The organism is Limnohabitans sp. (assembly GCF_044361645.1).
Classification (GTDB): domain Bacteria; phylum Pseudomonadota; class Gammaproteobacteria; order Burkholderiales; family Burkholderiaceae_C; genus Limnohabitans_A.
Genome location: NZ_JBIKIL010000120.1, coordinates 1 through 11,526 on the forward strand (window position 1 = coordinate 1; position 11,526 = coordinate 11,526).

At 62.3% G+C, this 11,526-nt stretch carries 6 protein-coding genes and 2 pseudogenes; all 8 read right to left on the bottom strand.

Annotated elements, in window-relative coordinates; translation table 11 throughout:
- Positions 1-297, bottom strand: a pseudogene (locus tag ACIQ39_RS15825) (C4-dicarboxylate ABC transporter); the annotation flags it as partial.
- A gap of 138 nt (positions 298-435) precedes the next feature.
- Positions 436-1,062, bottom strand: coding sequence for a molecular chaperone (locus ACIQ39_RS15830; RefSeq protein WP_396435569.1), 627 nt, complete (start codon positions 1,060-1,062; stop codon positions 436-438).
- A gap of 9 nt (positions 1,063-1,071) precedes the next feature.
- Positions 1,072-3,189, bottom strand: a complete 2,118-nt coding sequence (locus tag ACIQ39_RS15835; RefSeq protein ID WP_396435574.1) for a 4Fe-4S dicluster domain-containing protein — start codon at positions 3,187-3,189, stop codon at positions 1,072-1,074.
- On the bottom strand, positions 3,149-4,018 hold the full coding sequence (locus tag ACIQ39_RS15840; protein ID WP_396435570.1) for a DUF3306 domain-containing protein: 870 nt from the start codon (positions 4,016-4,018) through the stop codon (positions 3,149-3,151). Before ACIQ39_RS15840 ends, ACIQ39_RS15835 begins: the two co-directional genes overlap by 41 nt.
- Positions 4,015-4,629, bottom strand: coding sequence for a DUF3305 domain-containing protein (locus ACIQ39_RS15845; protein ID WP_396435571.1), 615 nt, complete (start codon positions 4,627-4,629; stop codon positions 4,015-4,017). Before ACIQ39_RS15845 ends, ACIQ39_RS15840 begins: the two co-directional genes overlap by 4 nt.
- 329 nt (positions 4,630-4,958) lie before the next feature.
- Positions 4,959-7,775 (bottom strand): formate dehydrogenase subunit alpha, encoded by a 2,817-nt coding sequence (gene fdhF, locus ACIQ39_RS15850; protein ID WP_396435572.1) that lies wholly within the window; start codon positions 7,773-7,775, stop codon positions 4,959-4,961.
- A gap of 473 nt (positions 7,776-8,248) precedes the next feature.
- Positions 8,249-9,946 (bottom strand): annotated as a pseudogene (locus ACIQ39_RS15855) (NADH-ubiquinone oxidoreductase-F iron-sulfur binding region domain-containing protein); the annotation flags it as partial.
- Positions 9,947-9,952: 6 nt separating this feature from the next.
- A complete protein-coding gene (gene boxA / locus ACIQ39_RS15860) occupies positions 9,953-11,278 on the bottom strand; it encodes a benzoyl-CoA 2,3-epoxidase subunit BoxA (RefSeq protein ID WP_396435573.1) in 1,326 nt (441 codons plus the stop codon).
- Between the last annotated feature and the right edge of the window lie 248 nt (positions 11,279-11,526).

An 11,526-nucleotide genomic window follows, 5' to 3' on the forward strand; every position in this document is an offset into this window, starting at 1 on the left:
ATCGATGATTTCGAAAGGCTTGACCACGGCACCAGCGGGGAGGTACTCGATTTTCAGGCGACCACCGGACATTTCGTTCACGCGGGTGACGTATTGCTGGGCCATCTCGCTGAAAATTTCGTTGGTGCCCCAAGAGCCTTGCATCTTGAAAACGACAGGGGCCTGAGCCACAGCGATCATGGGCACACCGGCCAATGGCACAGCCACGGCTGCAGTGGCCGCTTTGCCGAAGAAACGGCGACGGCTGGTATCGGTGGCCTCGCTTGCCGAGGTGGAAATGTCTTGGTTTTGGGTCATGGGTTGTCTCAAGTTGAACAAACAAGCGCAAAAACTTACCGCTTGGTCTGCGATTATGGCCGCACGAAAGGGTGTGAAGCTAAGTGGAAACCCGTGTTTGGCGCGTGATTATTTTCAAGACGATAAAAAAAAATTCAATCACGTCAACAGATCAAAACCTTGTAACTCAACACTCAAAAAAACCGATGTGAAACCAGCCAGTTTGGCATAGAAAAAAGCCTGTGGATGGGCTTGAACCGCTTGACACATTTGCGGCACCCAAGGCTGAACATGGTGTGTGAAAAAAGCCATTTGGTGGGTCAAGTTGGCCACCGCCACGTCGTCACCTGCGATCAAATAACGCATGACCTCCAACACATAAGCCGCGTGGTCCTCGGTTTCCGACATGTCCGGTGTGCGTCCCAAGCCCAGCATGGCCAAATCGTCCCGCAAACGCACCAGTGGTTTTTCGTTCAAAAAACCACTGAGGTAATGTGAACCATACAAGTACAGCTCGGGCTTGCCCACACCGCCGAACAAACGGTTGTACTCCAAGGCAACTTGGGCTGGGGTCAGCGTGCGCGCACAGGCCACCAAATCTCGCCATGGTTCTTCTAAAAAGGCACCCGCAGCGGGTGCTTCGGTCACCGCCACTTGCAATTGGCCCAACAACTGTGCTGGTGGCGCAGCGTAAAAAAGCTGGGACAACAGGCCGTAAATTTCGGCACGCGCGGTTTCTTCGTCCAGCGCGTGGCCACTGGCAGACAAGTTCAGGTCTGGGTTCATGACAAGCCTTTATTTCGGTTGACGGGGCGACTGGCCATCGGTGATGCGCACTTGGTTTTCGTCGGTGAACATGTCGATGACACGGCAATCTCCGCACATTTTCAGGCGTTCCAGCGCTGGGCCCTGAAACATGCTGTGGCCCGTCAATCGGCCCAGCATCGTTTCAATCGCCTTGAGCGTGCCAAAGGGCTTGCTGCAGCGGATGCAGGCATAGGGCGGGCTGCTGTGCACCACACGCGGCTGCGCACGTTCAGGCAGCAAGGACAGGCGCGGCTGCAAGGAAATGGCGTTTTCGGGGCAGGTTTTGGCGCACAGACCGCACTGCACGCAGTTTTTCTCGACAAAGCGCAGCTCGGGCTGCAGCGGGTTGTCTTGCAGCGCCGAGGAGGGGCAGGCCCCCACGCAACTCATGCACAAGGTGCACTTGTTGGCGTCCACCGTGATGCTGCCCAGGGGCGAACCCGCAGCAGGCAAATCAAAGGCTTGGGGGCGCGTGCCCTCGTCCATGGCCATCACGGGCGACTGGGCCATCAGGTGGTCAATCACCAGCTCCAAGTTGCTGCGCTTTTCGGCCTGCACCGCGTGGCGGGCGGCGGTGGCCGGGCCTGTGGGCAGGCTGGCGGCTTTGAGGCTGCGGGCGCACAGGCGTTGCAAATCGCCATCCAATGATGTTGCGGTATTGGCTTCGATCAACTGGAAATGCACGCCGGTGTAACCCAAGCCGTGCAGCAGGCTTTGGGCCACAGCCATTTGTTGCATCAGGGCGGCGCGGTATTGCGGCGCTTCTTCGTGGGTGAGCAGCACCATGACCTGGCGCGCACCGTAGGCCACGGCCGACAGCCACAACTCCATGCCCACACTGGCGGTGTGCCACAGCGCCACGGGCATGACGCGGGCGGGCACGCCTTGCAGCACACCCAGCTGCGCACCCCGGCCCAGCTCGTTGATCAGGGCTTGGCCTTGTTCTTGGCTGTGTAAAAGCAAAGCGGCGTCGCGTCCACCAGCGGCCTGGTAGGCCGAGAGCAATGCGCGGATCTTGCCACCTTGCTCTGCCGGGCGCGGGTAGGCATAGGTTAGGGCTCCTGTGGGGCAAGCCGTGGTGCAGGCCCCGCAGCCCACGCACAAATTGGGGTTGACCACGATTTGTTGGCGGCTTTTGTCCGAGCGCACCGCTTCGGCCGAGCAGATGTCGATGCAGGCGCTGCAACCGACTTGTTCGTTGCGGCTGTGCGCACAAAGCTTTTGTTTGTAGGCAAAAAAGCGGGGCTTTTCAAACTCGCCCACCAGTTCGCGCACTTTGAGCAAGGTGGGCAGGTCTTGCCCATCCCAGCGGAAGTAGCCCTGCGGCAAGGCGTGCGATGTGAAAGTGGGCGCGGCCAAATCTGCGCGCAAGTCCAACACCACGTCAAAGCGCTCGGTTTGCGGGCGCGCTTCGCGCGTGAAGTCGATGGCGCCAGCGGCCTCGCACACCTTGACGCAGTCACGGTGTGTGCTGCAGCGCGAGAGGTCGACTTGGTAATCCAGGCCAATGGCCTGCTCAGGGCAAGCGGCCACACAGGCGTTGCAGCGGGTACACAGGTCCAGGTCAATCGGGTTGCTGGCATCCCACGACACCTCGAACGCGCCCAACCAGCCCTTCAGGCTTTGCAAGCGTCCCGAAACCACCGGAAAACGACGCTCTTGCTGACCCCCATTGCCGCCAGGGCCTTGGGCAAACACCGTGACCTGCATGGCATCGGCCAAAAAGCTGGCGGCACGTTCGGCCGCATCGATGGCGCCGATGATGAGCACGCGTCCCTCGGTTTTGTAGGTGACGGTGGGCACCGGCTCGGGTTCGGGCAGGCGGGCCGCGGCCAACAAGGCGGCGATTTTGGGTGTGGCGTGCTCGGCCTCGCGGCCCCAGCCCCCGGTCTCGCGGATGTTGACGAAACGGATCGGCGAGATCGCGCCAACGGTTTGTTCGGCCAGCTCCGAAAACAGGCGTTTTTCTTGGGTGCAAGCCAGCACCACGGTCTCGCCGGTTTTTACGGCCTTTTGAAATTGCCCGGCCTCGCGGCGGCACAAAGTGGTGTGCAGGCTCAGATCTTCACCCAGTGCTTGGCCCAGGGCTTGGGCTTGCAGGGGCATGGTTTGGTTGCAATTGCAAATCAGGGTGGTCATTGTGCAGTTGGGCAGGGGCTTGCCGAGGGCTTGTGGAGAACAAGTCTTGTGGCAAGTCTGGTGGAGGGATCAAAGGCGGCGACTGTGCCACATTTGGCGGGCTTTGCGGGAGGACCGGACTTTGCTCAGGCTTGACCGGGGGCTGAGCCTGCGCGGGGTCTGCTGGTTTCGACCCGTCGGATGGAGCCAACCCGGCGTGGGTCGCCGGGTCTGAATCGGTGGTCTCGGACGGTTTGGGAAACAGGTTCAGAAATTGTGCCCCGACCATTTTTTGCAACATACCTGCAGGCAAGGGATCGGGGGTGTTGTAGTCGCCAATGTAGATGTCCAAGCCGTCCATCACGTTGAAGTGAGGGTCGGTGAAAAGTTTTTTAAGCGCCGCGTTGCGCACATCGGAGGCCACGCCTTGCCGCATGAAGGGCTGAAAGTTCGACGTTGGGGTCAAGGCCCTCGCGTCCTCCAAAGTGGGCAACTCGGGCGGCGGCGCACGGTCGCTGGCCTGAGCCTGCGCAGCGCCAGCGCTCACGCCGGGGGGGGTGTTCAGGTCGGTGCCCGAAAGCGCTGTGTTGGGCGCTGTTTTGGGCGCTGTGTTTGGCATTGTGTTGGGTGCAGCGCTTGACTCCGACACTGGCGCACAAGCCACCCGCAGCGCTGACTGAGGCGGTGTGCCGGGCTGGGGGGCAAGACTGTGTGCCGTGGCCTGCGCGGGCACATCGGGGGCAGGCTCGTCGGCTGGCAAGCCATGGGCCAAGGCTTGCTTGCGTTTGGACCAACGGCTCAAAAACGGCTCGCTCATGGACCCTCTCCCTTTTGGACACCCACATGCCCGACTCCCCTTGGGCCCTGTTGTCCAGCCGTGCCAGCGCCTTTGCGTTTTTCCTCGGTGCTGACCGAGGCGGGTTGGCCAAAACGGTCGGTCAGGCCCTGGAAACTTTGCGGACGTTGGCGTTTTTTTTCTTCTGGTACATAAAAGGCCTCGGTAAAGGAGCGCAACAAGGCGAGCAGCTCTGGGGGCGCAGGCACGTTTTCTACCGTCTCTTGGGCATCCAGCCAACGCCCGGCATCGTGGTAACTCAAGCTCATGGCCTGCGGCACAGCGCGGGGCATGGGGTCGGGCGAGGCCTCTTCTTGCATGCGCCACATCACAAAAATACAAGGTGTGGGCGAGCTCAGGTTGAGCCAATAGCCCTCGGCATCGTCGGTGAACAACTCCAGACGCCAACCGGGATAAAGCCACAAGGCCTCATCGTCGGTTTGGCGCAGGCAACGCGCTTGATCGCCAAAACCGGGCTCTTGCGGCACCACCTCGGCCAGCACCCAGCGGTGCGATTGCCAACGGGCCATGGGCCCTTGCACGGCCTCGCGGCGCATGAGCACCGCCATTTCTGACAAAACATGTGCAGACATTCAAGGGCTTTCGGTCGGTCGTTGAATTGGTGAAATGCGAACGATACGCCACATCCAGCCCAAGGGTTATTCAGTGCCAAGCCCAATGCCCATATGAAGTCGGCTCTGGGGCCGCATTCAGCTTGGCAATTCGGGCTCAGCCTGTCAGGGCTCAGCGGGCCCAGCTCAGTGCAAGTGGCACGTTGTCGAGTGCAGGTGCAGGTGCCGGTCACGGTGCCGGCACCATCCCCAGGCCAAGCCTTCGGGTGCGGACACTGTGGATGGCAGCTGCCGAGCACCCAAAAATCCCCCACGCCAGGCTGGGCAGCGCCACTTTAAAAAAGCACCAGTCACACACCCCGGGGGTCTGCTGGCTCAATGCGCACCGCGCAAAACTTGAACTCGGGAATTTTGCCAAAGGGGTCCAGCGCCGCATTGGTCAAGGCGTTGGCCGCCGCTTCCACATAAGCAAACGGGATGAACACCGCCCCAGGCGGCGTGCCGTCGTCTTGGCGCAGCGTCAATTCGACCTGCCCACGGCGCGAAGCCACGCGGATGCGCTGACCCGGCAGCCAACCCATGCGGGCCATCTCGCTGCCACACAGCGAGGCGGTGGCCGCAGGCTCCAGCGCGTCCAGCACCGTGGCGCGGCGCGTCATGCTGCCGGTGTGCCAATGCTCCAACTGCCGCCCGGTGATCAGCACCCAAGGGTAATCGGCATCGGGCTGCTCGTTGGCCGGGATCAGGCTGGCGGGCACCAGTTTCACGCGCCCATCGGGGGTGGGAAATTGGTCGTGAAAAACAATCGGCTGGCCCGGGTCTTCGGCGCTGACACAGGGGTAGGTGACCGAGCCGGCATTCAAGCGCGCCCAGTCGATGCCCCCCATGGTCGGGGCCATGGCCTGGCGCATTTCTTCGTACACCTGGGCCACGCCCTCGTGTTCGCCTGCGTAATGCCAGTTCAAGCCCATGCGAGCTGCGAGCTGCTGGATGATCCACAAATCAGGCTTGGCCTCGCCCGGTGGCAGCACGGCCTGGCGGCCCATCTGCACCGTGCGGTCGGTGTTGCTCACCGTGCCGGTTTTCTCGGGCCAAGCGCTGGCGGGCAGCACCACATCGGCCAGCCAAGCGGTTTCGGTCAAGAAAATGTCTTGCACCACCAAATGCTGCAAGCTGGCCAGCGCATGGCGCGCATGGTTCAAGTCCGGGTCGCTCATGGCCGGGTTCTCGCCCATGATGACCATGCCGCGCACCTTGTGCGGGTCGCTGTCGGGGGCCAAGGCCTTGTGCATGATTTCGACCACGGTGTAGCCGGGCAAATCGTCCAACTTCGTGTCCCAGAACTTTTCAAACCAAGCGTGCGCCGATTTGTCGCTCACCCGCTGGTAGTTGGGGTACATCATCGGGATCAGCCCTGCGTCACTCGCACCCTGCACGTTGTTCTGACCACGCAGCGGGTGCAGACCGGTGCCCGGACGGCCAATCTGCCCGGTGATGCTGGCCAGCGCGATCAGGCAGCGTGCGTTGTCGGTGCCGTGCACATGCTGGCTCACGCCCATGCCCCACAAAATCATGGCGGCTTTGGCGCTGGCGTAGGCCCGCGCCACTTCGCGGATGGTGTCGGCCGGGATGCCGCAGACCGCGCTCATGGCCTCGGGTGTGAAGGCCTGCACATGGGCCTTGAGCGCAGCCACATTGTCGGCACGCTCGCGCAAAAAGCGCTCGTCGCACAGGTTCTCGGTGACGATGACGTGCAGCATGGCATTGAGCAGCGCCACATCGGTGTCGGCTTTGAACTGCAGCTTGCGCCAGGCGTGACGCCCGATGTCGGTGATGCGCGGGTCGGCCAGCACGATGCGGGTGCCGCTTTTGGCGGCGTTCTTCATCCAGGTCGCCGCCACGGGGTGGTTGGCTGTGGGGTTGGCACCAATCACCAGGATGAGGTCTGAGTGCGCGACATCGCGCACCGGATTGCTGACCGCGCCCGAGCCCACGCCTTCGAGCAAGGCCGCCACGCTGGAGGCGTGGCACAGGCGGGTGCAGTGGTCCACGTTGTTGCTGCCAAAGCCGGTGCGCACCAGCTTTTGGAAAAGGTAGGCCTCTTCGTTGCTGCCTTTGGCCGAGCCAAAACCGGCCAGCGATTTGGGGCCGTGTTGTTGACGCAAGGCGTTGAGGGGCTGGGTAGCCAAATGCAGTGCTTCGTCCCAGGTCGCTTCGCGGAACACTTCGCGCCAGTCGGTGTGGCCGTCGATCAAGCCCAGGTCTTTGGCCACGCCCGCTTTGCGGATCAGCGGCTGGGTGATGCGGTCCGGGCTGTGGATGTAGTCCATGCCAAAACGGCCCTTGACGCACAAACGGCCTTCGTTGGCCGGGCCTGCGCGGCCTTTGACGCTGACGATTCGGGCTGGAACGGCCCCTGTCGGGTCCGGGTCTCTGACCTGAAATGTCACCAGACAGCCCACACCACAAAACGGGCACACAGAGTCCACTTCGCGGTCGACGGTTTGCGGTCCCATGTGGCTCTTGGGCATGAGCGCCCCCGTGGGGCAGGCCTGCACACATTCACCGCAGCCCACACACGAGCTGCCGCCCATCGGGTCGGCCAGGTCAAACACCACCTGCGTGTGTGCCCCCCTGAAAGCCAGCCCGATCACATCGTTGACCTGCAAGTCGCGGCAAGCGCGTTGACAACGGTTGCACTGGATACAAGCATCCAGGTTCACGGCCATGGCAGGGTGCGACAAATCGGCGGGCACAGACTCTCGCCTGAGCGCGGCCAATGCAGGCCGAACTTGCACGCCGCAGTGCTCAGCCCATTGACTCAGTTCGCCGTGTGGCGCCTCGGCGCGGTCGTCCAGCCATTTGTGGCCCTGCTCGGGCAGGTCGGCCAGCAGCATCTCCAGCACCATCTGCTGGCTTTTGACGGCGCGTTCGCTGTGGGTGCGCACCTGCATGCCGGGCGTGGCGCTGCGGCAGCAGCTGGGGGCCAGGGTCCGTTCACCGTCAATTTCGACCACGCAAGCGCGGCAATTGCCATCAGGCGTCAAGCCTTCTTGGTGGCACAGGTGAGGAATCTGGATGCCCAGCTCTTTGGCGATGTTGAAAATGCTTTTGCCAGCGGGCGCTTGCACGCTTTGGCCATTGAGGGTGAATTGAACCGTGCTCATGGCTTCGCTTCCTGATTGGCGTCGTTGCGCAACGCCCCTTCTTCGGGCCTCACTGAACCATCACGCTCCGCCTCGTCATTCCGCCCGAACACCTCATTCCGCCCCAACACCTCATCACGCCCCTCTTCGTCATCGCGAGCGAAGCGTGGCGATCCACCTGCAACCTCTGACCACTCCACCATAGATTGCCGCGCTTCGCTCGCAATGACAGGTTGCTGATGGCCATCTCCCACTGGCTCGTTCGCAATCGCAGATTGCCGCGCTTCGCTCGCAATGACAGGTTGTTCATGGCCATCTTCCACTGGCTCGTTCGCAATCGCAGATTGCCGCGCTTCGCTCGCAATGACTGGTTGCCGCGCTTCGCTCGCAATGACGGTTTTTTTGGGGGTGCCGCCCCCATCAGCGTCATCACGAGCCTTGCCGCCATCAACACCCTCCCCGTCATCGCGAGCGGAGCGTGGCGATCCATCTTTCACTTCGTGGGCAAAGTAAGCCAGCACACACCGGATCGGATTCGGCGCGGCCTGGCCCAGGCCGCAAATTGAGGCATCGCCCATGACTTGTGCGAGGTCTTGCAAAGTGTCGGCGTCCCACAGCGGCTTGGCCATCAGCTGCGCCGCCTTGTCGGTGCCCACCCGGCAAGGCGTGCACTGGCCGCAGCTTTCGTGTGCAAAAAAGCGCATCACATTGAGTGCCGCTTCGCGGGCGCTGTCGTGCTGGCCCAGCACCACCACGGCGGCCGAGCCGATGAAGCAGCCATAGGGCTGCAGCGTGTCAAAGTCCAGCGGCACGTCGGCCAAGCGCTCGGGCAAGATGCCGCCACTGGCACCGCCTGGCAAATAGGCGTACAGCGTGTGCCCCTCGGCCATGCCGCCGCAATACTCGTCCACCAGTTCACGCAGGGTGATGCCTGCAGGCGCGAGCTTGACACCCGGTTGTTTGACGCGACCGCTCACGCTGAAGCGTCGCAAGCCTTTTCGGTCATGGCGGCCTTGCGATGCAAAACTGTCAGCGCCCTGCTCCAGCAGTTGGCGAATCCAATACAGCGTCTCAAAATTGTGCGCCAGCGTGGGGCGGCCAAACAGGCCCACCTCGGCGATGTAGGGCGGGCGCATGCGCGGCTCGCCGCGTTTGCCCTCGATGCTCTCGATCATGGCCGACTCTTCGCCGCAGATGTAAGCGCCCGCGCCTCGGCGCAACTCGATGTGCGGCAAAGCGCAAGGCGGGTGGGCCTGCAAGGCCGCCAGTTCTTCGGTCAGCAACACACGCGCTTCGTGGTACTCGTCGCGCAAATAAATGTAGACCGCCTCGCAAGCCACCACGCTGGCGGCGATCAGCACGCCTTCCAAAAAGCGGTGCGGGTCGACCTCCAGGCAGGTGCGGTCCTTGAAGGTGCCGGGCTCGCCCTCGTCGATGTTCACCGCCATCAGGCGCGGCCCGGGCTGGCTGCGCACGATGCGCCATTTGCGCCCGGCCGGAAAACCCGCGCCGCCCAGGCCGCGCAGGCCCGAAGACTCCAGACACTGGAGCACAGATTCATGGTCTTTTTCACCGGCTGCGATCTGCTGCGCCAACTGGTAGCCGCCCGCTTGCCGGTAAGCCGCCAGCCGAATCGCGTCGGGCAAGGCATTGGGCGTGGTCTGGTTTTGCGCCACAGCTTGTGCCACGCGCTCGGCTGTCGCAAAGGCCACGGCCTGCTGCCCCACCTGCGCTGCGGGTGCTTGCTCGCAGCGCCCCAAGCAAGGCACGGGCACCACTTTCATGTTCAGCAATTCGGTCTGCAATTGACGCAACAGTGTGTCGCTGCCGCCCAAGCTGCAACTCAGGCTGTCACACACCCGCACGGTGATGGGTGGAGCGGTTTCCTCGTCTTTCAGGATCTCGAAGTGGTGGTAGAACGAAGCCACCTCGAACACCTCGACCACGGGCAATCGCATCTCGGCGGCCAAGGCCACGAGGTGGCGCTCAAACAGGCCGTGGAAGTGGTCATTCAGCACATGCAGGTGCTCGATCAGCAGGTCACGGCGATGGCCTTCGGCGGCTGGCAGGCCGATCAATGCCTGCACTTGGGCGCGGGCCTCTGGCGAGGCCTGACGGCCTTTGAGTTGGGTGCGGGGCTGGCGCAGTTGCTGGCGAACTTGGTCCAGGCCAATGTGGGTGCTGTTGGCCATGCGTGCTCAGTAGGTTTCGAGGTGCAAACGGCCTTCTTTTTTGAGCGCCGCGCCGATGCTGTCCCAATCGAGCCCGTCGCTTTGCGCGATGTCGCGCAAGGCCATGACCACGCCCTCTTCCATGGCCTTCAAGCCACAGACATAAAAACAGGTGTTCGGGTCTTTCAGGTGCAGCGCGATGTCGGCCGCGCGCTCGCGCATGACGTCTTGCACATAGCGCTTGGGTTTGCCCACTTCACGCGAGAAAGCAAATTCGGTGTCAATGAAGTCCTTGGGCAAGTTGTTCAGCGGCCCGAAGTATGGCAACTCGGCTGGTGTGCGGGCGCCAAAGAACAGCATGAGTTTACCCCCCTCGAACTTGCCGCTGGCGCGCAGGCGCCTGCGCCATTCGGTCATGGCCCGCATGGGTGCAGAGCCGGTGCCGGTGCAGATCATGACGATGTGGCTTTTGGGGTGGTTGGGCATCAGGAAACTCGCACCAAACGGGCCGATCACCTGCACCTTGTCGCCGACATTCAAATCGCACATGAAGTTGGAGGCCACGCCGCGCACCGCTTGGCCGTCGTGGTCTTCCAGCACGCGCTTGATGGTCAGCGACAGGTTGTTGTGGCCAGGGCGCTCACCGTTGCGCGGGCTGGCCACCGAGTATTGGCGGGCGTGGTGCGGCTTGCCTTTGGCATCCACACCGGGCGGGAGGATGCCAATCGACTGGCCTTCGAGCACCGGAAAGGGCAGGTTGCCAAAGTCGAGCACGATGTGGTGGGTGTCGTAGTCTTGCTGGCCCTCTTGTTGGCCGACTTCGGTCACACGCAGGTTGCCGGTGACGGTGGCGGTGATGGATTTATCAAAGGCTTTGGGGCCATACAGGTTGGTGTAGGCGTGGGCAGCCGACCAAGGCGGAAGGGTCGCACCGAACTGGGCCGAGTTGAAGCCTGAAGCCGCTGCGGTGCTGACAGCCGATGATGACGAGGCTGCGGCTTGCACAGCGGCTTGCGCTTCTTGTTCTGCGACAGCGGCATCACCTCCGCCCGTGTCACCTGTTGCTTCGGCCAGTTCTTCAGCACTGAGATCAGCGGGCAGTTCGTCCCACTGGAGTTGTTCTTCGATGCTGTAGGCCTTGGCCTTGGGCACCATGCGCCAATTGTCGATGGAGCCTGTGGGGCATGGCGAGATGCAGTCCATGCAGTTGTTGCAGACATCGGCCTTGACCACGTAGTTGAGCGAGTCGTGGGTGATCGCACCCACGGGGCAGATCGCTTCGCAGGTGTAGCAGCGGATGCAGATTTCCGGGTCAATCAGGTGTTGTTTGATCAGCGTGGCTTCGGTGCTCATGTCTTGGATCTCTTGTGTTTTTACGTTTTTTTCTGGTGTGCGTGGTCCGCAACGGTATGGCTGTGGGCCGGGCGCCTCATGCTGGGGTACCAGAAATCGGCGCCCGGCCCACAGCCATACCGTTGCTCAGTGCCCGTCTGAACCGTGGCAGTCTACCGGTGTTCAATGCGGTTCGCTCGTCTCATATCATTGAAAGGACAAGGGGCGGGTGACGATTTTCGGTACCCCGGTATGAGGAACCCGCCCCT

What these genes read in the sequence shown, in the direction of transcription:
- ACIQ39_RS15830 (WP_396435569.1), bottom strand. Translation starts at nt 1,062, where the DNA reads ATGAACCCAGACCTGAACTTGTCTGCCAGTGGCCACGCGCTGGACGAA.
- ACIQ39_RS15835 (WP_396435574.1), bottom strand. Translation starts at nt 3,189, where the DNA reads ATGCCCCTGCAAGCCCAAGCCCTGGGCCAAGCACTGGGTGAAGATCTG.
- ACIQ39_RS15840 (WP_396435570.1), bottom strand. Translation starts at nt 4,018, where the DNA reads ATGAGCGAGCCGTTTTTGAGCCGTTGGTCCAAACGCAAGCAAGCCTTG.
- ACIQ39_RS15845 (WP_396435571.1), bottom strand. Translation starts at nt 4,629, where the DNA reads ATGTCTGCACATGTTTTGTCAGAAATGGCGGTGCTCATGCGCCGCGAG.
- fdhF (WP_396435572.1), bottom strand. Translation starts at nt 7,775, where the DNA reads ATGAGCACGGTTCAATTCACCCTCAATGGCCAAAGCGTGCAAGCGCCC.
- boxA (WP_396435573.1), bottom strand. Translation starts at nt 11,278, where the DNA reads ATGAGCACCGAAGCCACGCTGATCAAACAACACCTGATTGACCCGGAA.